Source organism: Cryobacterium sp. MP_3.1 (assembly GCF_035984795.1).
In the GTDB taxonomy this organism is placed as follows: Bacteria; Actinomycetota; Actinomycetes; order Actinomycetales; family Microbacteriaceae; genus Cryobacterium; species Cryobacterium zongtaii.
On the sequence record NZ_JAXCHV010000027.1, the window covers coordinates 21480 to 44972 of the forward strand.

Genomic DNA, 23493 nt, shown 5'->3' on the forward strand with positions numbered 1-23493 from the left:
AATGGTCGATCAGACAGTCAGGCAGGAGATCGCAGCTTTCGTGGCGGAGCGCGACTGGGCACAGTTTCACACCCCAGAGAACCTCGCAAAGAGCATCTCTATCGAGGCAAGCGAGCTTCTCGAGTGCTTTCAGTGGAATGCCGATGCCGACATGGATCGAGTGCGCGAAGAACTCGCCGATGTCCTCACTTACTGCATCATGCTCGCCGACCGCATCGGGGCTGATCCGGATCAGATCGTTCGGGACAAGCTTGTGACCACGAGAGCGAAATACCCTGCCGACAAAGCGCGGGGGCGCAGCACCAAATATGACGCCCTTTAAGATCGAGCATCTGAAATTCACTAGCGAATCAATCTCCACTTGGGCCCCCGGCGACCACCGCAACACGAACTGGCCTGTGGTTTACGTCCTGGACGATGCCACTGCCAGTCGCCCGGCCATGCGAGGCGGTCGACTCAACGATGTGTATGTGGGCGAGTCCAGAAATGCCGTCGCGCGGATGCGCCAGCATCTGGTCGCCCTGGACAAGAGGCACCTCAGTACCGTCAGGGTCATTGTTGACGAGTCCTTCAATAAATCGGTTTGCCTCGACCTCGAGTCCTACCTAATTCGGATGCTTGCCGGGGATGGTTCGTACCGCGTCCTGAACCGGAACGATGGAATCACCGAATCGGATTACTTCGATCGAGATCGCTATCAGGCCTCGTTTTTGGAAGTGTTTGATCAGCTCAGGCGAGATGGGGTCTTCACGCGGAGCATCCCGGAGATCGAGAACAGCGATCTTTTCAAGCTGTCGCCCTTCAAGGCGCTGACCTTGGACCAGGCAGTCGCGGTTGAGGGCATCCTCGAGGGTCTATTCGAGGACCTGGGTTCGGGTGCCGCGAGCACAACAGTCGTGCAGGGTGAACCCGGCACTGGCAAGACGGTTGTCGCCATTTACATGCTGAAGCTGCTCATGGACATCGCGAATTCTGTTCCGACTGAAGATCTTGATAGCGATTCCCTCTTCTCCGAGTTCTTCGCTGGCGAATACAAGAATCGCCTTTCCGGAATCCGAATCGGTCTTGTGGTTCCGCAACAGTCGTTGCGGAACTCGATCAAGAAGGTGTTCAAAAAGACGCCGGGATTGAAACCCGACATGGTGATGACGGCGTTCGAGGTGGGGGAGTCGGAGGAGCACTTTGACCTGCTGATCGTCGACGAATCGCATCGGCTAAACCAGCGAGCCAATCAACCGTCAGGCGTGCAGAACAAGAAGTTCCAGGTGATCACCGAGAAGCTGTTCGGCGCCGATGACACTACGAAGACCCAATTGGATTGGATCCGGGCCAAGAGCACACACCAGATTCTCCTGCTTGACGCCGCACAGAGCGTTCGGCCCGCGGACCTTCCTCCCGAAGTCCTCTCGCAGCTTGTAGAACGTGCGCGCGCGGCCAACCGCAACTACCCCCTCGCGACCCAAATGCGGGTGCGCGCCGGCGCGGACTACGTCGGGTACATCCGACGGATACTCAGCCCTAGCGCCGGGCGAGTCTCGCTACCAATGCGCCCTGAGACTTTTGAAGGATACGACCTTCGCATGTTCGACAATGTTGCCGATATGCACGCTGAAATTCGTCGCCTGGATGCCGAGGTCGGCCTCTCGCGGCTGTTGGCCGGATTTGCTTGGGCTTGGACGACTAAGACCGACAAGAACGCCTATGACATCGAAATTCCTGGCGTTCAGCTTCGTTGGAACGGCACTCAGACCGACTGGATTGCCTCCGATACATCGCTTGAAGAGGTCGGGTCTATCCACACTGTGCAGGGGTACGACCTCAACTACGCCGGCGTCATCATCGGACCTGACCTCCGATACGACGCCATCGAGGGCCGACTCTTGGTCGACCGGGCACAGTATTTCGATGTGAAGGGCAAAGAGAACAACAAGGTTCTTGGCAAGATCTACACCGATGACGACCTACTGCGTTTCATCACCAATATTTACGCGGTCCTTCTGACGCGCGGCATCCGAGGCACCTTCGTTTACGTGTGCGATCCCGGTCTGCGGGAACACCTTCAGAAGTTCATCCCGCCGAACAGCTCGGAAGGCAACGGCCGTCCAGCCACTCCCGCCGCCTGAAGTTCTGCGAGCGCATGCCCACCAAGACCCTCTTGCAGAACGGCGCAGTGCAGCTCGGGCGGGATGACCGGGTTAGGCCGCGAACTTCTCCCAGCGCAGCGCCAGTCCGTCGCGGGATGGCCGGTCCCTCACCCTGGCTGGCAGCACGAGCGATTTACCGTGCATGTCCTGCAGCCCGTGTCGCAGCATTGGGCCGTCGACCTCATCTAGCAGGGCGCCGTTGATTCGTACCTCGTAGTCGGGGGTGATGCCCATCAAGTTGCGGTCGTATGCAGCGTGGTGAATCTTGCAGAGCGCCATCCCATTGGTCACGACTGCGAGTCCCGCGAGATTCGAGTCCTCAACGATGTGGGCCGCGTCGAGAAGTTCTGCGTGTTTGAGCTGGCACACTGCGCAGGTGCTCGCGTAGGCGTGCATAATTCGTGCGCGGAAGGCTGGCTGGTGCAGGCGTTGACGCACCGCACGTTCGGCGTAGCGTCGCTCGTCGCCGGTCATATGTAGAGGGTCACCAAAAAAGCGCATGGACTCTTCCAACGCGATGAGGAATGTCCGATTCACCTCATCGTCAGCGACGACGTAGGCCGGATAATGCGCGACAAACACACCGGGGCGAACTCCCTCGAAGTAAACAAGCGGGACCCTCTGCTCGAGCGCCCGCTTGAGCTTGACGTTGTCTCCGCCATCTCGCGCTTGGTAGGCGTAGTGCACGAATCCATCGGCGCTGGTGACGTCGTCATAGACCCCTTTGACGCCAGTCATGATCGTCAGGGTGGCATCAAAGTCGCGGGGATTCCGGATGCCACGGCCACGGTCAAGTAGCGGGATGGGGATGTCGCCGAAGTGATACCCGATTAGCTCGTCTCGAGTGAGCTCGTAGGCTCCCTTCCCGACCATGTTGTCGAGCCAACGAAACACGTCTTCGCGGATGACCTGCTGTTCCTCGTGGGAGTACATGGCTCATGTTTAGCAGCTTGATCGCGGCAGTGAAGACCAGTGCTGGACCTGCTCTCGCCCCGCCGATACAAAGCAAGTTTCGCGACCTCCTAAAGGTCTCGACCGGTGCCGGCGGCAATTCAATGCCAGAAGAACCTCGCCTCGGGGAGCAATAGGTGCCCTCGGGCTTGTTCGGTAAAGAGACTGCCTCGCCCCTGACCGCCGCCGTCGTCGCCTGCGTCCACACGCTCAATAAACGGTCGCCCGAATGGGCTCAAGGGCTGGGCGATCCAATTGCCCCCTAGTACTGGGGCCACGTTGGCGTGTCGGTGCCGCGCCCCTGCCCTGGCCGATAGATTTCGCACTGTTAGTAAGGCCTCAGTTGGGGGCCATTGAGGGAGATTACAGTGGCGCAGTTTGGTGCAGCAAAGGGCATAAAAGAACGAGAGAGGTCAATCAACTTCTTCGAGATCGTTAAGTACAAGAGCCCAACGGTCAATGACCGGATGGACCACATCGATTGGCAGGGCGTTCTCAAGCTCGTACAAGGCGTTCCGCTCAAGGAACGAGTTTTTGTAGGCAGCAAGACTCTCATCGGCGAAGCACTAGAGGTCGACGGGCGTCTTCACCTGAAACTCATGTTGGTGCGAGATGAGGAATCCTGGCTGGAGGTTTACGACGAGCAGCAAGACTCTGTCGAGAACCTCAACCTGGGGGCGAACGGTCACCTCGTTGAGACCACAATTGTTGCGTTTCTCGATTTCGGCAACGTCATCGGCTTGATCCAGGGCTCAACCACCGCGCCGACTCCGAGCGCTCTTGAGAACTGGATCAACGGTCTTGAACTCCTGGGCAGTGGAGTCATCATCGATACGCAGGTCATGGTCGCGCACGAGGTTCTCCAGCGACTCCGTGAGTCGTCAGAAGCATCCCAAATCACCGTTAAAGCTCATACGAATAAGGCCGATGCACTTGAAGCCAGAGGCTCACACCTGTCTGGGCTCCTCCGAAGCGTCAGCGCGGACTACGGACCCATGACGGTCACGATCATTCTTCAGGCTTCGAAGGCGAAGGACCAGACCGAGGGTCGGAAGGCCATCTTGAAGGAGGCACACACCATCGCTGAGGCTTCCGGCGCCCATGAGGTTGCGAAAGCTAAGGCCAAGTTGGTCTACATCGCGGCCGACGACACGTCCAAGACAACAGAGATTGACTTTGCTAAGCAGAGAATTACGGCGAAACGCAGCATTCCGACCACCAGCGAAGACGGCAGTCCCATCAGAAACGAATCAGCCGTCCGCGCAATTCTCGACGTTGCAGCTAAGCACGACGATGAACTCAGGAAGATCGCCGCTCAACCGTCATAATGTCGCCGGTGTGGCGCATACTGTGAGCACGCGCGATTCAGAAATCGTTGGGAGGGGAAATGAAGAAAGCAAAAGCCTTTTCCGGTGTAGTTCGCGACTTCTGGATTGATCACCTGTGGGTTGATTCTGCAGTTGCTCTCGGTCTCGTTGCTCTGCACGCCGCGTTGGTGACTTTCTATCCAGTTACCGACGTTTTCGGCAACGCACAGCCCGCTGATCGTCGCGCCGTCTACTCATCTGCGGCAATCGTTGTCTCCCTTCTCGGCTCTTTCAGCGGTGTCGCAATTGGGCAATTGGGAAGTGCCAAAGGTGCAAGAACAACAGCACTGAAGAAACAGGGAGGACAGATACTCGCGAGGAATTGGCAGAGCATATTCCGCACGGCGATGCTTGCCGCGTTGGTCGCATTGATGGCGCTGCTCATAGACCCGTCGGTTCCGTCGGCCGGCTGGGGATTCGTTCTGGTTCGCTGGGTATTCGAGTTCGCCCTATTGCTCGCCATTCTGAAGTTTGTGAGGCTGAGTTCCCTCTTTTTCGAGGTCATTAATCTCACGACGCAAGAGGCGGCCGAGGCAGAGGAGAAACTTGCGGAAGCCCCGAGACCAAATCCTAACTGGGGAAATCGACGCGCATCCTGAAGGCCGGCACGGCGTCATAATGAGATACACCGCAAACCGGGCATCTCCAATAGACGGTGTCTCGCGCGCAACAGGGTTCCATGCGCACGAGGCACCGTTCACAGTTGGGAACGTGAAGGTCGCCGTCCATGTGGCGGCCGTATACTCTTTCTCCAGCGTCTTACGCGCAATTTAGTGGCACGCACGAGCAGGATGCCGTCATGGCCGCGCACAGTGATGCGGCCAGAGGGCGCTCACCGAGTCACTGCGACGGCTCGAGCGCAACGGCGTAATCCAGCGCGTGGTTGCTGCGGTCGAGCTTGCCGCTGAGGAAGCCGCAAACGACGGCGACCCCGCGGTCGGCGCCAGCGGGGATGGTTAGCGGCGGGATAGGGGGGGAACGCAGACCGAATAGGGGCCGAGCTTGATGGCCTCGGAAGGAAGGTCAGGCGTTGATGGCCATAGTGAAGCCGCGCAGACCCGCGGCTTCAAGCGGTAAGTAGATCGTTCTAGGACCAAGGTTCAAGGCCAGAAGAGTGCCCCAACGGTGAACTACGAAGCCAAGAGACCTATAGACAGCATCGAGATATTCCGGGCCTGAAGCGATTCCAAAGAGCAAGTTGACCTCCTCTTCGCGGCTTTTGGATACAGCCCGCTCAATCCGAGCACGACCTCGCACCGCGCCTCTGGCGTCTTTACGAACAGCAAGGTTGTGGATCATACGTGTTTCGGACAGGAGGTTAGATGCCTCCCGGTCTTCCTACATGGCGGTAAAATTCATGTCCTCGAACGGAAATCCGAACTGCACTGCTGAGACTTGGCCGAGAAAATCGTATTCCGCCCAGATAAGAGTCTCATAGCCGTCCTCGCGCTCAAGACCGAGCGTGCGGACGTGGACTGGCCTTTGGAACGAATCTCCCCCTCAAAAAACACGGACCTCAGCGCGTTTGGTGTCACCAAAAACATATAGCCACGTCCTGGGGTTACGGTATGCATGCCCGCTTCTGTCATGTGTGAGTATTCGCGGGTTTGGGGGCCAGCGAATATTGCCTTCGGGGTCACCGGTATTGCCTGTGGGCGCCACACAGTCGCGCGGTCGGGGGCCAGCGCCGCCCAACCGCGAGATTGCCTGTGCCGCGCCCTGGAGGCGGTGTGTTCGCTCATATTGTGGCCGTCGGTTTCGACCCAGATGGCGCAGGCGACGATTCGGTCGATGATCGCTTTGACGTGGACCTCGGCGCTGCGGCGCCGGCGCGTATCCCGTCGTGCGTATTGAGCTCAAAACACCGTTGATGGTCGGCCGTGACGCGGGTTGAGGATTCCAGCAGCAAGCCCCTGTTGCTTTCGTCGGGCTCGTTCAGGAGCAACTCGTCGATCACCAACAGCGACAACGCGGCGTTCTCGGTCAAGAGCTTCGTGGCCCCAGAGGGTTTGCTGCGGGTTAGCTGCCAGGCCCTCCGAGCTCTGGATGGAAGGACGTTGGCAGATGGCCCCCAATGCAAATATTCGGTGGCTCCCGCTCGCGCTACTGGCCAAACCGCTCGGTGGCCCCCAGAGCCAATATCAGTGGCCCCCAGAAGCACTAATACTCAATGTGAGCGCATTGCCCCTCCTCATCCGCCAGGTCGGTCTTGAACGGGGACGGTAGCCTCTGGTTCGGAGAACCCGAACCCACAGCAACCTGCGGGCATCGTGGAAGGCCGTTTTGGCGATGTCGGGCACGGGGACGCCCAACAACCAGAGCGACCATGGAACATTGCGTCAACGCACCTCGGGTATCGCCGATGGATCCGCCGAAGTGCTGGACCTGCAGGACAGCGTTACCACCACCCTCCCCACATTCAGGGTTCCGAGTCTGCGACGCTGGCCGCGGCCATGGTGACCTTCGATGAGGCCATCTGCTGAGATCGCCTGCGCGGCGCCTCGGCCACGGACACACGCATGCGCGCTAGTCAGACGGCGGCCCGGACCTGGTCGACCAGGTGCCCGTCGACCATGTGCACGACCGCGTGCATCCGCGGCAGGTGCACGAGGTCGTGGGTGACGAGCAGTGTGGAGGTGTCGAGTTGGTCGGTGAGGTGAAGGATGAGGTCGATGATGCTCGCGCCTCGTTCCTGGTCGAGAGCGCTGGTGGGTTCGTCGACGAGAAGCACGCTGGGGTTGTTCATCAACGCACGCGCAATGTTGACGCGCTGACGTTGACCGCCGGAGAGCTGATGTGGTCGTTTGTTGCCGTGATCGGTGAGGCCGACCGCGTCGAGCAACTCGCCCGCGCGGATGGCCATACTGGCTCGCTGACGGCGGCCGTGACGGGCGCCGAGTTCGTTCATCACTTCGAGCTGTTCGAGTGCGGTGAGCGAGGGAATCAGGTTGGGCTGCTGAAAAACGATCCCGATCTTGTCGCGGCGGAAGTCGCTCGCGTCCGCGGCACTCAGCCGCGTGACGTCGACGTCGTCGATGTGTACCTGGCCGGAGTCAGGACCGATCAGGGTCGCGGCGACGGCGAGGAGGCTGGACTTCCCCGAACCGCTAGGGCCGGTGATGCCGGTCACCGTGCCCGGGCGGGCGGTGAGGGAGACGTGGTCGACGGCGGTGACGCGGGTGTCGCCGTCTTCGAAGGTGAGGGTGATGTTGTTCAGGCGGATCATCGGTTGCTCCCGAGGGCGGTGAGTGGGTCGGCGGAGGTGACGGAGCGAAGAGCGAAGGCGGCTCCCGCGAGTCCGAGGACGATCATGATGGCCCCCGGCAGGAGCGTGGTGAGCGGGTTGAGCATGAACGGCAGGGCGTTGCCGGCCAGAGCACCGAGGATGGCCACCAGGCCGATACCGAGTCCGATCCCGAGCACGAGCACAATCAGTGCCTGCCCCAGCGCGTCATACACGAGCGAACGGGTGCTCGCGCCCAGGGCCTTCAGCACCGCGATGTCGCCCGAGCGTTGCATGGTCCACACCGTGAAGAACGCCCCGATCACGAGGGCGGAAATACCAAACAGCATGGCCACGATCATCAGGAGCGACCCGATCTCGGACTTAAAGGCGCTGAGCGCGGTGAGCGAACCGAGGGTGCTCTCTGCCACGGTGCCGGTGTCGCTGGATACGTTTTCCCAGTCCGGGCTGCCCGAGACCGCGAGAACGGTGGCATAGACGTCGGGGTTTCCGGTGGCTGCTGAGTAGGCCTGCCAGTCGTGCAGGGTCATTTTGACGACCGGAGTGTGGCTGTACCACCAGTCGCCGGCGATGGATTCGACCTCATAGGCGGTGCCGGCGATGGTGACGGTGTCACCGGTTGAGACGCCCAGGTCTGTCGCGGCGGCAGTGGAGAGGCCGAGCGAACCGTTCGTGGTCGGAGAGGAACTATCGAAGCCCCGCTGCACGCCGAAGGCGGCGATCGCCACTCGGGTATCCCCGTTATCGGCTCGTGTCTGGCTGATCCCGATCGGCTGCACGTCGCTCACGTCGCTGGTGGCTTCCCAGGCCTTGGCTTGTATTTCGGTGACCGCGGAGTCGGAGAAACTCACTGCGGTACTCCCGCTGGACGGCGCGGAGAACACCAGCCGGTCGCCGGGGATGGAGAGCACGGCCGAAATATTCTGCGCAGCGAGGCCTCCGGTGAGACCGCTGAGGAATCCGACGAGAACGGTGATGAGGGCGACGACGGAGCCGATGAGGATGAATCGACCGCGGGCGAAGCGCAGGTCGCGTAGGGCGACGAACATGGCGTGTTCCTTTCGTGCCGCCGAACTGGCGACACAATCAACTTTCACGTCGTTCACCGTTCGGGTCATCCGTCACCAGCACAGCGTTCCGCGGCGAAAAGATGGAGACCCCAGTCGTACTTTCGAACGATGAGGACAAGATGCCCGGAGCGTACTGTTGGTTGCCATGGCTCACACTGCGCTCACTCCGATCTTTGTGGGGCTGCGCACGGGATTGCACGGCCTCTTCATCACCCTCGTGGGACTGGTCGTCGTGCGTGCACTTCTGATTCCGTCGTCGAACAGTGTTGCCGTCGTCGTGGTGGCGCTGATTCTTCTGGCCACGTACGCAACCGGCGGCCTGTTCGTGCGCGCCGCGCGCACACGGGGGCGGCTTCCTGGCTTTCTGTGGCTCACGCTGGTGAGCGTGGAATGGCTGGTTTTACTCTCGCTGAGCTCTCTTGCCGCCTACCTAGTCTTCGTGCTGTTCTTCCTCTACCTGCATATCCTCGGGCGCGGGTTTGGCACGGTCATGGTTCTGATCACCACCGGGGTGGCGATCGTCGCCCTGGGCGTGGAGGGCGGCTGGAGCGTCGGCGGGGTGATCGGCCCCCTCGTTGGCGCGGCGGTCGCCGTGATGATTGGGCTGGGCTACCAAGCACTGGCCCGGGAAGCCGCGGAGCGGGAGCGGCTGATGAGCGAACTGCTCGCTACCCGCGATCGGCTTGCCCTGATCGATCACGAATCCGGAGTGTTGGCCGAACGCGCGCGCTTAGCGCGGGAGATTCACGACACCGTCGCACAGGGGCTCTCGAGCATCCAGATGCTGCTTCACGCGGCGGAACGGGCCGACCCGGAGCGCCCCGGCGTGGAACACATCCGCCTCGCCCGCGAAACCGCCGCCTCCAACCTCGCCGATACTCGCCGCTTCATCAGCGAACTCACCCCGCCCAACCTCGATGAGGCCGGGCTCGGTGGCACTCTACGTCGACTGGCCGACACCCAGTGGGTGCCACAGGGCCTGGCCGTCACCGTGAGAATCTCCGACGCGCTCACGCTGCCGATGTACCTCCAGACGGCGCTCCTGCGGATCGCCCAGGGCGCCATCGCGAATGTCATCCAGCACGCCCAGGCCACAAGCGCCACCATCACCCTGGCCGTTGAGCACGATACGGTGCGTTTCACTATCGCCGATGACGGTCGGGGCTTCGACCCCAGCGACTCCTCATCCGATCAACCCGGAAGAAGAACCGACTCCTTCGGGCTTCAAGCCACCCGAGAACGCGTGGATCAACTCGGAGGCGTTCTCACCGTCGATTCGGCACCCGGCCGCGGGAGCGTCGTCACCGTGGACCTGACCCTGAAGGACAGCGCATGATCCGCCTCGTGATCGCCGACGACCACCCCATCGTTCGGGCGGGCCTGCGGGCACTCTTCAGCTCCGAAGACGGCGTCACCGTCGTCGCCGAGGCCGCCACGCCCGACGAAGCCGTCGCGGCAGCGGAGCGCGAAAACCCCGACGTCGTGCTGATGGATTTGCAATTCGGCTCCACAGCGAACAGCACCGGTGCCGACGCGACCAGACGAATCCGAGAGCTGCCGGCACCCCCGTATGTTCTCGTGCTGACCAACTACGATTCCGACGCCGATATTCTCGGAGCAGTCGAAGCGGGAGCCAGCGGCTACCTGTTGAAGGACGCACCACCGCACGAACTCATCGCGGCCGTTCGAGCGGCCGCGGCCGGTGAAAGCGCTCTGGCGCCGGTGATCGCCTCACGACTGCTGAGTAGGATGCGCGCGCCCCAGGTGAGCCTGAGCGCTCGAGAAATGGAAGTCCTCGAAGCCGTGGCCGCTGGTCGGTCCAACACGGAGGTCGCTCGCCAACTCTTCGTGACCGAGACAACCGTCAAATCTCACCTCGCGCACATCTTTTCAAAACTGAACGTGACCTCCCGCACGGCCGCCGTGTCAACGGCCCGCCAGCACGGCATCCTTCGCTAGCTCACGGCCAGCGCACAGATCATTTATCGGGTGCGCCGAGGGCATTGCTCCTGCAATATTCACCGTTGTGGCTAGCGGATGCCCGGAATCACGGGCATCTGCTGGCCCCGACCGAAGCCAGGCACCTCTTCATGGGTTCGCCGGACGTTTCACGCAGATGACCCCTGCGCCGCGATGCAACCGACCCACACCCCGTCGCGGGCACGAGTCACCCCGACGAACAGCTCACGCCGGTCGCGCTCGTCACGTTCAATCTGGGAATCGGTCCACTCCGCGCCGGTGATGCCCGGGGACATCAGGCGCTCGGCGACCCATGGCAGCAGCACCTGCTTGAACTCCAGGCCTTTGGCTCGCTTGATGGTGCCAACCTTCACGGCATCCGTGGTGGAGCCGTTGTAATCGGTGAGTTCGATTACAGGAATGCCAGCCGTGCGGAGCAACATCACCGCGTCCCGCACCTGCCAGGTGGTGGAGCAGAGTACGCCCACGTCGCCCCAGCCCACGCTGACGCTTTGCGTGGCCCGGCGAATCTGCTGGATGAGCTTGCCGTCGTGCTCGGTTCGGGTGCGCGCCCGGGTGAAGAGGGGGCGCTCGCCGTGGCGTGGGGACGTGATCGCGGAGGCCTTTGCGCTGGCGCCTTCGATGTCGACGTAACTGGCGTCGCCGACCACGTGGGAGGCCAGGGCGAGAATCTCCGCGGTGTTGCGGTAATTGACGTCCATGATCACGCCACGGCCCGCGACAGAGAGACCAGCCTCGGCGAGGGTGTAGCCGCCGGGGTAGATGGTCTGTTGGCCGTCGCCGATCAGGGTGAACGCATCCGCACCGTCACCCGCAACGGAGGCGAGCATGCGGATCATCGCGCAGGACAAATCCTGGGCTTCGTCGACGATGACCGCGGTGTAGCCGGCCATCGGGGTGGCGCGCAGCGCCGCCTCGGCGAGCAGGATCAGGTCGGCGAAGTCGTGCACCTCACGGGTGCGCAGGAACGATTCGTAACGCTGGTAGAGCGCCCACATCGAACGGCGTTGTTCGATGGTGAGGCGGCGGCGTCGGCCGATGCGGGCGCAGTCGGCGTACTCGTCGAAGGTGGTGAGCCCGCGGCCCTTGATCACGTGGTCGAGCTCCTCCCGCCAGTAGCGGGAGTTCGTATCGATGGTGACGAGCGGGCCTGAGGTCGCCTTCCAGGCCTCCTCGAAGGCCTGATCGGCCAGCTTGGGCTTCACGTGCACGTCGATGCCGCGCTCGTCGAGAACCTTGCGGGCGAACTGGTGCACACCGGTGAACTCCACCCGGTCCGCGACATCCGGCGCCATGCGCCCAAGCAGATTGCTAAGCACGTCGGGCAGCGTGCGCACGAAGGTGGTCACCAGCACGCGGGCATCCGCTTGCGACCGTGCCAGATAGGCCGCGCGGTGCAGGCCCACGACCGTCTTGCCGGTGCCGGCCGCCCCACGGATGCGGGAGGGGCCGTTGAAGCTGCGGCGCACCAACTTGGCCTGGTCGGGGTGCAGGAAGGTCATCCACTCCTCGATCGGCGGGGCGAGGAGTCCCTCGAGGATGGCGGCTTCGATGTCGCTTTCGGTGGGCAGATGGTCCAGATCGAGGGCGGGTTCCGGGCCGACGATCGGTTCGGGCAGGGTTACGTCGATGGGGGCTGGTGCGCCGATCAGGGGAAAATGCTTGATGGCGGCGGCCAACACCTGCTCAACGGCAGACGCGGTGAGACGCTGCCCGCGGCGGGCGATGTGACGCACGATATCGCCCTCGCCGACGATCTCGACTCCGCCGACCGAAGCGTTGACGCCCTTGTGCCCGGCGAAGACGACCACGGGCCGCACTTCGCCGGGAGCCAGGCCGATCTCGGCCAGCGCCGCCTCAGTCTTCCAGGCGAGGTCGGCCAGACCGTCGAACTCGTCGGTGACATCGGCTTGGCCACGAAACACCCGACCGGCGGCGATGACCGGATCTTTCCAGGCTTTCGTATCCACGATGAACAGGCCGCCCGGCCCGACGACGACCATGTCGACCTGAGCACGACGGCTGCCCGGCCACTGACGATCGGGCAGGAAGTGATATCCGGCTGCAGCCAAGGGAGCGAGAACGTGGGCAATGCGTTTTTCACTGTCGGCCGCGGCGAAGTAATTGGCAGCTTTGGCCCGTGAGGACTCGGCGGCGAGCGCATGGGCGTCTGAGAGCGCCAGCTGGCGCGTCGCTTCGGTCCACGCCGATCCGCCTGCCGACATCAGTCCCCCCAGAACCTAGATATGCGCTGAGCTTATCGTCAGATGAGCGCTAGCTGAGTCCCAGGTGTATGTTGCGTGCAACGATTCGGATGGGAGCTGTGAAGAACTATCAGCGCTCCTCGTCCTGCTGACGCTGGTGGCTTGGATTTCGCGAGTTATGGACGGCACGGCGAACCGTGGTGCCCTCAATCTTCCGAACGGCAGCATCAGCGCGGTGATTGCTCTCCTGCTTCTTCTCCTCTTCGCGTTTTCGTCGATTTACCTGTTCAGCCAGCTCAGCAAGAGCGAATCAAGGGGCGCGGAATCCACTGGAGTTTCGGAAAGCACACTTGCGGGCTTTCCCTCTGAACGTGTCATCAGCGTCAATGTAGCCGAGGCTGGCGCCGCCGACGGGACCGGGCGCACCTACGATGTGGTGCTGGCGCCGGCTTCGGGCGCAAGTACTGACTTCGCGGAGACGATATTCGCCACGCTGTCGACGGTCGTCATCGCAATCGTCGGCTTCTACTTCGGGCAGCGGGCCGCTACCTCGGGGGTTCAGGCGGTCCAAGACCTACAGGCCAACGCCGAGCTGACTCGCTCGAAGATCGAACGAGAGAAGCAGGAACTGAAGACGAAACTGGAGCCGATCGCCGGAGCAAGAGCCAGCGTCGAAGACCCGGGGTCCGGAGCCGTTGTGGACGGCCTGGCCACAGAGCGAGCACCGGCGCCGCCGGACAAGCCAGGAGCATGAATCGCATCTGAAGAGGGATCGACATGACACATGACAGCATCCGTCTACCATCGGCCAGGCGGCCCCGCGCCGAAGTCATCGTGGGAGGCGGCTCTGCTGCCGCGGAGCAGCTGTTGCGACTTACCTCCGCCGTCACGCATCCCACCCCTGAAGTGACAAACCTGCGGGGCATGACGGCGTCTGCATTGATCGAGGACTACTAAGCGGCCTCCCTAGCCGCTGCAATAGCGGCGTTCGACGAGACCCTCTGCTGACCAGATCTGGTTGGTTCGCTGGACGTCGACCAAATGGGCAGGGTCTTGGAGAGTCTGACCGGCGGTCGGCTCAAGCGGACTGGGACAAAGACGGGTTCCAGCGCGAAAGCATGAGCCTGTTTTGTCCGGTGACCAGGACCAAAGGCCCTATCCTTTAGACACGTGTTCTGGGGGGACACACGCGACGTCGGTCCATGCGGCTGTCGGCTCCCAGAGTTGTCACGCTCACCAAGGAGTCACATGTCTACCCCCACCGTCACCAAGGATCCAATCGTGGTCAGCACGCCGGTTCACCCGCAGCGGAGCTTTGTCGCCACCTGGCTGTTCGCCTGGCTCCTGGGCGGCTTCGGCGCCGACCGGTTCTACCTCGGCAAGATCGGCACCGGCGTACTCAAGCTCGTGACCGCCGGCGGCCTCGGTATCTGGTCGCTGATCGACCTGATCATCGTGCTCATCGGTAAGACGAAGGACAAGCAGGGCCAGCCGCTCACCGGGTATGACCAGAAGAAGGTTCTGGCCTGGATCATCACGGGCATCTTCGTTGTGGTTGGTGGCATCGGCGGGGGTGTGGTGGCCGCAACCACCGCAGCGTCGGTGGCAGCGTTCTCGCAGCTCGGCCAGGAACTGGACGATCCGGCCGCAGTACCGGCCGAGGACACGACCGCGGCCAAGCCGACGGACATGGCTGCGTGGGCGGACGAGAAGTACGGCACGTTCGAGACGATCAGCCAGTCCGGTTCCGGTGACTCCGTCGTCGCGCTGCCGGCGGATGCCGTAGCGGCCCTGGTGCGGGCAACCCATCAGGGAACATCGAACTTCTCCGTTCAGGTGCTCGACGCACAGAACCAGCCCACCATGTCGGGCATGCGCCTGAACACCATCGGTGCGTACACCGGCATCGTCGCCTACGGCCTTGCCGGAGTCGAATACGAAGAGCCTGCCGCCGCGCTCAAGATCACCGCAGACGGCCCCTGGACCATCGATGTCGGTCCCATCTCGTTCGCCACGGAGCTCCCGAGCACCGGCTCCGGCGACGACGTGTTCCTCTACAACGGCGACGCGACCAACATGGCGCTCGGCTACGACGGCACCTCCGGCTTCACCGTGCTCGAGTACAACGACGTCGAGTACTCCAACGGCGCCTTCAGCATGGGCCTACTGGTCAACGAGGCCGGACCCTACACGGGCACCGTACCGATCACCGCCGGCCCGTCCGTCATCACCGTCGGCGCCAGCGGCCCCTGGACCATCGCGCAGGGCTAACCCACACGCGCACGTGAACGGCCCCGCAGCGACCATCGCTGCGGGGCCGTTGTGCTGCGATGGGAACCATTCCAGCGGTGGCTGCGTTACCCCTGATATGAAAGCCATTGTGTACAGCCAGACCGGTGATCCGTCCGTGCTTCAGCTCGTGGAGCGGCCGGTGACCGAACCCGGTGCGGGCGAGGTGCGGGTGCGCATCGTGGTCAGCGGGGTGAACCCCACCGACTGGAAGTCCCGCCGCGGCTCGGCACCGGGCGAGAAACTGACCTTCGACGACGTGGTGCCCGGCCAGGACGGGGCGGGCATCGTGGATGCGGTCGGCGCCGACGTGCAGCATGTTGCGGTGGGTGATCGGGTCTGGCTGGCGCTCGCCGCGTACCAGCGGGCGAACAGCGGCTCGGCCCAGGAGTACGCCGTGCTGCCCGCAGAACGTGTCTTCGGGCTGCCGGCGAACGCGAGCTTCGACCAGGGCGCAAGCCTCGGGGTGCCGGCGATCACGGCGCATCGCGCGTTGACGGTGGCCGAAGACGGTCCGCGCCGGCTGCAGCCGGGGGCGCTGGCCGGCACAGTCGTACTCGTGGCCGGCGGGGCCGGGGCGGTCGGGCATGCCGCGATCCAGCTGGCCCGGTGGGCCGGGGCATCCGTCATCACGACCGTGAGCTCGCCGGAGAAGGCGGCACTGGCCGCCGCCGCCGACGCTCAGCACGTGCTCACCTACACCGACCCGGACATCGTCGCCCAGATCCGGGCGATCGCACCGGAGGGGGTGGACCTGATCGTGGAGGTCGCACCCGCCCAGAATGCGAAGCTCGACCTGGCCGTCATCCGAAACCGCGGGTCGATCGCGGTCTACGCCAACAACGGCGGCGACCAGATGACCCTCGATGTGCGCCAGCACTTCAGCCTCAATGTGCGCTACCAGTTCGTGCTGCTCTACACGGTGGGGATGGACGCGATTCTGGCCGCGGCCGAGGACATCACCGCCGCCCTCATCGACGGCGCCCTGACCGTGGGGGAGGAGGCGGGGCTGCCGCTGCACCGCACCGACCTCGCGCACACCGCGGATGCCCATGCGCTGGTGGAGAGCGGCGTGGTGGGGAAGGTGCTGATCGACGTGGCGGCCGGCCAGTAGGCGAGCGCTCAGGGCAGGAATCCCGCAGGATAGAAGGCATGGCCCACCGTCAACGCACCCCCGCCTCTCCCGATGATCGGGCAGACAAGACCTGCGCCTCGTGTGGACGGCGCATCGAGTGGCGCGCCAAGTGGGCTGACAACTGGGATGCAGTGAAGTACTGCTCGGCCGCGTGCCGCTCACACGGCGTCAACTCGACCGACCTCCGGCTGGAGGAGGCCATCGTGACGTTGCTGGATGCGCGGGCGCAGGATGCCACGATCTGTCCGTCGGACGCGGCGCGCGCCATCGGTGGCGAGGAGTGGCGCGACCTCATGGAGCCGGCCCGACGAGCCGCCCGGCGGATGGTCGCCCGCGGAGCACTGCAGATCACGCAGGGTGGTTCCGTGGTGGATCCGTCGACCGCGAAGGGGCCGATCCGGTTGCGGCGACCGCGGTGAGGCTCGACCGACACGGCCACTACGGGTGTGTGGCTGCAGAGTAGCGAGCTGCGCTGATTGTCACGGCCCTCCAACGGGGCCGTCCGCTACCTCACTAGGCGGGGGGAAAAGACGACGCGAGCGTGCGATGGATGTGCTGCGCGCCCTGATCATTCAATTCTCCGGGCTTCAGGAGGTTGTCGACGGCCTTCCTCGGCCACAAGACATGGACACCATCGACGATGAAGGCGCCACCGATCAGAGGCCAGTCAGCGTCAACGAAACAAAGCACTCCATGCACGTGAATCTGCTCGAGGCCGGCGCTTTTGAGTGCGGATCTGACCAGGTCGACCTGCTTGTGTACGCCGTTGACCTGCTTGGTGCAGTCCCGGGATCCGACCATCAGGTTCTCCGTCCTGGGACGAAAAAGGCCTCCCTCGACGCGCAAACTCGGACGTCCCTGATACTTCTTGGCGTCAATGACAAAGACTCCCGCGGCACTCACCGCGATGTGATCGATGTTTGCTGTCGTGCGAGGGATGCGACGGTCGTGAAGAACGTAAATGCCAGGGTGGCTGAGCCTAAGTTTGTCGAGTCGTTGGCCCAGGGCTTCCTCTCCTCGCGCTCCGGTGGCCCACGCCCGAGTGCTCTGCGGCTCGTCGGTCACCGCGAGTATGAGTTTCCCCAGGTATGGGTGTTCGTCCCGGATCCGGCTGTCGCGCCTATCTCTACGACGCTCGTATTCTCGTTTGGCGGAGGCGCCGGCTGTGCCTGTGAAGACCTCAACTGACTCTGCTTGTAATTCCGGACCGGTGGCGTGAGAACCCTCCGGCGGTAGCGCGTGCGACGGACTCGCGACCTCCGGTGCAGCGTGTGGCGGTCGGGTCGGGCACTCCACACACGTCACTGTCTTGGTCTGTCGCTCGTACACCGCCATCGTGCCGGCGGGGATTTCGGACGTGCATGTTCGGCATTGCCCGGCGTATCGAAGTCGCATCCGCTTTGGCGGCACCGCCGCGTCACCGCTCACGTCAGACATTCTGCCCAAACAACGCCACCCTGATTTCCTCGTCGGTCGGGGCCATTTCTATTGTCTCGGCCCGCCTCCTGGCGTCACCCAGAACCAGAGCGATTCCGTCCTCCACGCCAGTCACGTCGGATGTGAGCAGCAGAGCGGAGTCATCCTCCACTCGGAACGCTCCCACTGCGAACAGAAGTCCGAGTGCGAGCCTGATCTGTTCCGCCGGTACATCCGGTAAATCGTCCCCAAGCGCATCGAGGAGGGCGTCGGGTTCCATGGGGGAAAATACAACCGTCAATTCTTCGAGCACGTTGACTAGCGGTGTGAGCCCCGGATAGATGACGGCCGGCTCGACGGCTTCAAATGACAGGCGCAGCGCCTCCAAATCAAGAGCAGCGACCGGGGCAGTTGGCGTAGATACTGGCTCAGTTGCTGTCGGAGCCGACTTGGACACCGGATTCTTCACGCTAATTGGGCGGTAGATTTTGAGTCCGCATTCGTTGTCGACGAAATCACCGAGTGTTTTGAATCCGAAGGTGCTGAAGGACACGCGGGGCCACAGCGTGCGGAGGCTGTTCCCCAGCAGCGCGCCGCTAACTTCGTCACCCCTCATCATCTTGGGGTTCTGCAGAACGATCTCTTTCACGGACTGCACGTACTCGTTGAGCGTGGGAATCCTGTCGGACGGAAGCCGGGCAAAGCTGGATTCGCTGTTGCTCTCAACAGGTGATTTGGTGGCGCTCGAAGCGGTTTCTGCGGATGCCCTTGGCACACCGGCCGCCACCTCGAAATAGTGGTCCGCGTTTGATCGCAACAGCGCGCTCACCCCGCCCGCACCGGCACCGGTGAGCGTAACTCCAATAACGTACTTGCCGAGATACTGAAGGCGACGGACCAAAGGGATGAAATCACCGTCTCCGCTCACGATCACGAATACGTCGACCCACGGAGCCTCTACCGCAACGCTGAGAGCATCGACCACGATTTGAACGTCGGCTGCGTTCTTCCTGCGGCCTTCGTCTGCATTCTTCCCCGTCCCGGTGTAGGAGAAAATCTGAACGGGCTCGACGGCGTTCTCAAGCATTTCTCGGCGGTAGGTTGACATGCCCGCCACCATCCAGTTGGCATACGCCTTAGTTGTAGCCGCGCTCGAGCCAATTTCAAGACCCTCAACGAACTGGCGAATCTCTCGGAGCATGCGCGACAAAGGCACTCCAGAGACGCCGTTGTTGTAGCCACCAAACATGTTTTCCAAGTCGATGAAAACTGCCACGTTCCGCCGATGTGTCCTGCTGTCCATGGCATCCCCCAAGTATTGATGAACTGGCTCACACCCTAGCGTTCAGTGCGATCCACCCCTTTCGTGACTGGCTGATCACGCCTTCGGAAGCCCCGCTATGGGGGTCTGCCGCTGCCCGAGCGCGTGGCCGACGAGCAATAGATTGGCCGTGCCGCATCTCTTTAGACGCGGTGAACCTGACCCAAAGGACTCCCATGGATACCGCTGCAATCACCGCCTGGACTTTTGTCTCCGAGGTTCCGATCCCGGCCGACGTTGAACCCATGCTTGTTCCGGGGGAGAAGGCGGTCGCCGCGTACAAGACGTTCCGGGACAGCGCGGTGTTCACGACCAAGCGTCTTATCGTGCGGGATGCTCAGGGGATCACCGGCAAGAAGATCGAGATGTACTCGCTGCCGTACTCCAGCGTGAACATGTGGTCGTCGGAGAACGCCGGCTCGCTCGACATGAACGGGGAAATCGAGTTGTGGACGCGCGCCGGTCACATCAAGATCAAGGTGGGCAAGGCCGTCGACGTGCGAGCGCTGGACCGCCTCATCACCCACGCCGTGCTCGGCGCCGAGCTGGCGGTCGTCTAGAAACCGGCGCGGTCGTCGCCGGAACCGGCAATCGGCGTACTATCACCGGCATGACCGGCGACGCGTCGACCTCCGAGAGCACCGTCACACCGCGCACCTACCTGTTCGCCCTCACCGACGGCGGTGGCACCGTTCCTCCGGAGCTCGGTGTCGCCCGCCGGCTGGTCGACCGGGGGCACCGGGTCATTGTGCTCGCGGACGAGTCGCTGGCGGACCAGGTGCGCAGCACCGGCGCGATGTTCGTGCCCTGCCGGTGGAGCCCGGCCGAGGCGTTCCGCGACTACGAGCTGCGCACCCCGACGAGCCTCGCGCGGGGGATCGCCGACTACATGTTCACCGGTCCGGCGCCGGCCCAGGCCAGGGACACGACGGCCGCTTTGGACGCCGTGCGGCCGGATCTGCTGGTCACTTCCTCCTTTGCGCTCGGCGCCATGATCGCCGCCGAGGCCCACGGATGCCCGTTCGACGTGCTGCTCCCCAACTCCTACCCGTTGCCGGCCGCGGGCATGCCGCCGTTCGGGTCCGGGCTGTCACCCGTGCACGGACCGCTCGGGCGACTGCGGGATGAGACCATGACCGCCCTGGGCGCCCGGATGATCGACCGGTACGCGCTGGCGAAGATCAACGCGGTACGGGCCGACCACGGTCTCGGCCCGGCCGCGCACATGTGGGACCAGATCCATCACGCCCGACGTCAGCTCGTGCTCACCTCCCGGGCGTTCGACTTTCCGGCGACGCTGCCGCACAACGCCCGCTATGTGGGGCCGATCCTGGACGATCCGGCCTGGGCGACCGAGGAGGAATGGGTCGCGCCGGCCGGTGGCAACCCGCTGGTCCTGGTCGCGATGTCCTCCACATTCCAGAACCAGGTGGACTGCCTGCAACGGGTCGTCGACGCGCTCGGCAGCCTGCCCGTGCGGGGCCTGGTGACCACGGGGCCCACGGTTCCCGCCGACGCGCTCCGGGCACCGGCGAATGTCACGGTGGTGGATTCGGCGCCGCACCGCGAGGTGATGCGCCAGGCCAGCCTCGTCGTCACCCACGGTGGCCACGGCACCGTCATCAAGGCGCTCGCGGCGGGACTGCCCCTGGTGATCCTGCACCACGGCCGCGACCAGGCCGACAACGCCGCCCGGGTCACGGCCCGCGGCGCCGGCGTGGCGGTGTCGCGGCGCGCACCGGCACCGCGCATCGCCCGGGGCGTGAGCACGGTGCTGGGCACCGACGACTACCGACAGGCCGCCGAAGCGCTGGGCCAGGCGATCCGACACGACGCCGCCGGCACTGCCCTGATCGACGAGCTCGAGACCCTGATCCCGGCGACCGGACGGACCAATCCCTCCACGCCGTAACCGAGCCGGTGAACGACCCCGAGGCGACGCCGTTCGGGCTGTGCGACTTCACAGAAACTCGTTTGTGTGTGAAACTTGACGACTTCTCGTGCCCGCTTGCGGCATCCGAGTGCCCGCAGGCCGGGCATCCGAACAAAAGGAACTCCAATGACGGATCAAACTTTTCAGTTGGCGGCGATTGTGCTGTACTTCGCCGGGATGCTCGCAATCGGCTGGTTTGCCTTTCGGCAAACGAAGGATCTGGACGACTACATGCTCGCCGGCCGCGGCCTGAAGCCCGGCACCGCGGCGCTCAGCGCCGGCGCATCCGACATGTCCGGTTGGCTGCTGCTCGGCCTGCCCGGCGCCATTTACGTGTCCGGTCTGGTGGAGGCGTGGATCGCGATCGGCCTCACCATCGGCGCCTGGCTGAACTGGAAGTTCGTGGCCCCGCGGCTGCGCTCGTACACCCACGTGTCCAACAACTCCATCACCATCCCGAGCTTCTTCGAGAACCGGCTCAAGGACACCTCGCGGCTGCTGCGCGTGGTCTCCGGTGTGATCATCCTGGTGTTCTTCACGTTCTACGTGTCCTCCGGCATGGTCGCCGGCGGGGTGTTCTTCGAGAACTCGTTCGGCTCCACCTTCCTGGCCGGGATGCTCATCGTCGCCGGCGTCACCCTGCTCTACACCCTCTTCGGCGGCTTCCTCGGCGCCACCCTCACCGACGTCGCGCAGGGCCTGCTGATGCTCGCCGCACTGATCGTGGTGCCCGTGGTGGCCCTCTCCGCCACCGGCGGAATCGGTGCCACCATCGACTCCATTCGCGAGGTCAACCCCGACCTGCTCTCGCTCACCGCCGGCGGATCCGTGCTCGGCGTCATCTCCGCCGCCGCGTGGGGCCTGGGCTACGTCGGCCAACCGCACATCCTCGTGCGGTTCATGGCGCTGCGCAGCCCGCAGGACGCCAAGGCCGGCCGCCGGATCGGCATCGGCTGGATGATCCTCACCGCCCTCGGCGCCCTGGCCACGGCGCTGATCGGCATCGCCTACTTCCAGCAGAACCCCGACGTGACCCTGGACAACCCGGAAACCGTGTTCCTGCTGCTCTCGCAGATCCTGTTCCACCCGTTCGTCGCCGGTCTGGTGCTCGCGGCGGTACTGGCCGCGATCATGAGCACCATCTCGTCGCAGCTGATCGTCTGCTCCTCGGCCCTGGTCGAGGACCTGTACAAGATCGTGGGCAAGAAGGATGCGACGCCCAAGCAGCTGGTCATGCTCGGCCGTCTGGGTGTGCTGCTGGTGGCCCTCGTCGCCGGGCTGATCGCACTGAACCGGGATTCGACCATCCTGGAACTGGTCGGCTTCGCCTGGGCCGGTTTCGGTGCGGCGTTCGGCCCCGTGGTGCTGCTCTCGCTGTACTGGAAGAAGCTCTCCACCTGGGGTGCCCTGGTGGGCATGGTCACCGGTGCCGTGGTTGTGTTCGTCTGGGGCAACTCCGAGCTGAGCGCCACGATGTATGAGATCGTGCCGGGCTTCCTTGCGAGCCTGCTGGTGACCGTGGTGGTCTCGCTGGCCACCTACAAGCCGTCGATGGAGATTGAGGCGGAGTTCGACGAAGCCGTGGCGCAGGCCCACCACAACTACACGAAGCCGGAAGATGCTCCGGCCGCCGTCTAGTTCTCGGCACTGCTTTCGTTCGCACCCCGCCCCGACCGATCATGGTCGCGGGCGGGGTGCGTTGTAGCGTGGGGGTGTGACCGAAAAGCAGCCGTACGAGAGTGTGCAGAGTTACGACGACTTCGAGGTGCGCCGCTGTCCCGGCCATGTGCTGGCCGAGATCGTGGTCGGTGGGCCGTTCGACGAGGCCGGCAACCGGGCCTTCCGTTCTCTGTTCGCCTACATCAGCGGAGAGAACGTCTCCCGCACCAAGGTGGCGATGACGGCGCCGGTGGTGCAGGATGCCGCCGGATCGCGGATTGCTATGACAGCCCCGGTGGTGCAGCAGCCTGTCGCAAACGAGGATGCCGCGGACGGCGACTACCGGGTGGCGTTCGTTCTGCCGGCGAGCCTCACCATCGACAGCGCCCCGCGCCCGACCAACCCCGAGGTGCACCTGCGTGCCGTGCCTGAGGCACTCGTGGCCGTCATCCGTTACCGCGGACGCTGGACCCAGGATAGCTACACGCGGCACCTCGACGAACTGCGGCAGGCCATCTCGGCCGCCGGGCTCACCCCGGTCGGTCAGCCGCGATTCGCCCGCTACGATCCACCGTTCAAGCCCGCGTTCCTGCGGCGCAACGAGGTGCTGATCAACGTCAATAAATCCTGAGCCGGCCGGCACCTCGAAAAGAGGAAACAGTGACTTCATTAGGACGGAATCGGGTGGGGTGACCCGGTGCTTCCGGACAGTGTTCCTATTTGATTGGATGAAATCATGGGAGCAGTCAGGAAGTCCGGTCCCCGTCGGAGGTTCACGGA

The 23493-nt window shown here is 63.6% G+C and carries 22 protein-coding genes; 15 read left to right on the forward strand and 7 right to left on the reverse strand.

The annotated features are described in order from the left end of the window. Position 1: 1 nt before the first annotated feature. Together RCH12_RS14675 and RCH12_RS14680 are read left to right on the forward strand one after the other, a co-directional pair. Positions 2–322 carry a nucleotide pyrophosphohydrolase gene (locus tag RCH12_RS14675; protein WP_327017347.1) on the forward strand — a complete coding sequence of 107 codons (321 nt, stop codon included), beginning with the start codon at positions 2–4 and terminating at the stop codon, positions 320–322. Further along, a complete protein-coding gene (locus RCH12_RS14680; protein ID WP_327017348.1) occupies positions 309–2123 on the forward strand; it encodes a DNA/RNA helicase domain-containing protein in 1815 nt (604 codons plus the stop codon). The genes RCH12_RS14675 and RCH12_RS14680 overlap by 14 nt, the downstream gene beginning before the upstream one ends. Positions 2124–2195: 72 nt before the next feature. On the opposite strand, the gene RCH12_RS14685 is transcribed toward RCH12_RS14680, so the two are convergent. Continuing rightward, positions 2196–3077, reverse strand: coding sequence for an HNH endonuclease (locus tag RCH12_RS14685; RefSeq protein ID WP_327017349.1), 882 nt, complete (start codon positions 3075–3077; stop codon positions 2196–2198). A gap of 386 nt (positions 3078–3463) precedes the next feature. Between RCH12_RS14685 and RCH12_RS14690 the strand changes: the two genes are divergently transcribed. Then, the gene (locus RCH12_RS14690; RefSeq protein ID WP_327017350.1) at positions 3464–4423 is read left to right on the forward strand and encodes a hypothetical protein; all 960 of its coding nucleotides are present in this window, start codon (positions 3464–3466) and stop codon (positions 4421–4423) included. Between the two features lie 59 nt (positions 4424–4482). Then, positions 4483–5061 (forward strand): hypothetical protein, encoded by a 579-nt coding sequence (locus RCH12_RS14695; RefSeq protein WP_327017351.1) that lies wholly within the window; start codon positions 4483–4485, stop codon positions 5059–5061. A 424-nt stretch (positions 5062–5485) separates the two neighbouring features. On the opposite strand, the gene RCH12_RS14700 is transcribed toward RCH12_RS14695, so the two are convergent. The 3 genes from RCH12_RS14700 to RCH12_RS14710 form a co-directional block, all read right to left on the reverse strand. Then, a complete protein-coding gene (locus RCH12_RS14700; RefSeq protein WP_327017352.1) occupies positions 5486–5761 on the reverse strand; it encodes a hypothetical protein in 276 nt (91 codons plus the stop codon). Between the two features lie 1231 nt (positions 5762–6992). Continuing rightward, positions 6993–7688, reverse strand: coding sequence for an ABC transporter ATP-binding protein (locus tag RCH12_RS14705; protein WP_327017353.1), 696 nt, complete (start codon positions 7686–7688; stop codon positions 6993–6995). Next, complete coding sequence (locus RCH12_RS14710; RefSeq protein WP_327017354.1) at positions 7685–8755, reverse strand: ABC transporter permease; 1071 nt, start codon at positions 8753–8755, stop codon at positions 7685–7687. The genes RCH12_RS14705 and RCH12_RS14710 overlap by 4 nt, the downstream gene beginning before the upstream one ends. A 166-nt stretch (positions 8756–8921) precedes the next feature. Here RCH12_RS14710 and RCH12_RS14715 point away from each other — a divergent pair, with 166 nt between their 5' ends. Continuing rightward, on the forward strand, positions 8922–10112 hold the full coding sequence (locus tag RCH12_RS14715; protein WP_327017355.1) for a sensor histidine kinase: 1191 nt from the start codon (positions 8922–8924) through the stop codon (positions 10110–10112). Next, the gene (locus RCH12_RS14720) at positions 10109–10735 is read left to right on the forward strand and encodes a response regulator transcription factor (RefSeq protein WP_327017356.1); all 627 of its coding nucleotides are present in this window, start codon (positions 10109–10111) and stop codon (positions 10733–10735) included. The genes RCH12_RS14715 and RCH12_RS14720 overlap by 4 nt, the downstream gene beginning before the upstream one ends. A 149-nt stretch (positions 10736–10884) precedes the next feature. Here RCH12_RS14720 and RCH12_RS14725 read toward each other — a convergent pair whose 3' ends face one another. Next, positions 10885–12981, reverse strand: a complete 2097-nt coding sequence (locus RCH12_RS14725; protein WP_327017357.1) for a nuclease-related domain-containing DEAD/DEAH box helicase — start codon at positions 12979–12981, stop codon at positions 10885–10887. Positions 12982–13138: 157 nt separating this feature from the next. Here RCH12_RS14725 and RCH12_RS14730 point away from each other — a divergent pair, with 157 nt between their 5' ends. The 5 genes from RCH12_RS14730 (at position 13139) to RCH12_RS14750 (ending at position 16803) form a co-directional block, all read left to right on the forward strand. After that, positions 13139–13714: a hypothetical protein gene (locus RCH12_RS14730; protein WP_327017358.1), complete on the forward strand. Its 576-nt coding sequence runs from the start codon at positions 13139–13141 to the stop codon at positions 13712–13714. Between the two features lie 23 nt (positions 13715–13737). Then, positions 13738–13917 carry a hypothetical protein gene (locus RCH12_RS14735; RefSeq protein WP_327017359.1) on the forward strand — a complete coding sequence of 60 codons (180 nt, stop codon included), beginning with the start codon at positions 13738–13740 and terminating at the stop codon, positions 13915–13917. Between the two features lie 291 nt (positions 13918–14208). Next, positions 14209–15231, forward strand: coding sequence for a TM2 domain-containing protein (locus tag RCH12_RS14740; RefSeq protein ID WP_327017360.1), 1023 nt, complete (start codon positions 14209–14211; stop codon positions 15229–15231). A 97-nt stretch (positions 15232–15328) separates the two neighbouring features. Then, positions 15329–16363: an NADPH:quinone reductase gene (locus RCH12_RS14745; protein ID WP_327017361.1), complete on the forward strand. Its 1035-nt coding sequence runs from the start codon at positions 15329–15331 to the stop codon at positions 16361–16363. 38 nt (positions 16364–16401) lie between these two features. Next, positions 16402–16803 carry a DUF2256 and DUF3253 domain-containing protein gene (locus tag RCH12_RS14750; RefSeq protein ID WP_327017362.1) on the forward strand — a complete coding sequence of 134 codons (402 nt, stop codon included), beginning with the start codon at positions 16402–16404 and terminating at the stop codon, positions 16801–16803. Between the two features lie 94 nt (positions 16804–16897). Here RCH12_RS14750 and RCH12_RS14755 read toward each other — a convergent pair whose 3' ends face one another. Further along, complete coding sequence (locus RCH12_RS14755; RefSeq protein ID WP_327017363.1) at positions 16898–17449, reverse strand: nuclease-related domain-containing protein; 552 nt, start codon at positions 17447–17449, stop codon at positions 16898–16900. Positions 17450–17813: 364 nt separating this feature from the next. Further along, a complete protein-coding gene (locus RCH12_RS14760) occupies positions 17814–19076 on the reverse strand; it encodes an NYN domain-containing protein (protein ID WP_327017364.1) in 1263 nt (420 codons plus the stop codon). A gap of 221 nt (positions 19077–19297) precedes the next feature. Between RCH12_RS14760 and RCH12_RS14765 the strand changes: the two genes are divergently transcribed. From RCH12_RS14765 to RCH12_RS14780, 4 genes are all read left to right on the forward strand, one after another. Beyond that, entirely contained in the window at positions 19298–19681 is a 384-nt protein-coding gene (locus RCH12_RS14765; RefSeq protein ID WP_327017365.1) for a PH domain-containing protein, read from the forward strand. 50 nt (positions 19682–19731) lie between these two features. Continuing rightward, on the forward strand, positions 19732–21033 hold the full coding sequence (locus RCH12_RS14770; protein ID WP_327017366.1) for a glycosyltransferase: 1302 nt from the start codon (positions 19732–19734) through the stop codon (positions 21031–21033). Between the two features lie 147 nt (positions 21034–21180). Further along, the gene (gene putP / locus RCH12_RS14775; protein WP_327017367.1) at positions 21181–22692 is read left to right on the forward strand and encodes a sodium/proline symporter PutP; all 1512 of its coding nucleotides are present in this window, start codon (positions 21181–21183) and stop codon (positions 22690–22692) included. A 76-nt stretch (positions 22693–22768) separates the two neighbouring features. Further along, positions 22769–23344 (forward strand): SOUL family heme-binding protein, encoded by a 576-nt coding sequence (locus tag RCH12_RS14780; RefSeq protein ID WP_327017368.1) that lies wholly within the window; start codon positions 22769–22771, stop codon positions 23342–23344. Positions 23345–23493 lie beyond the last annotated feature (149 nt).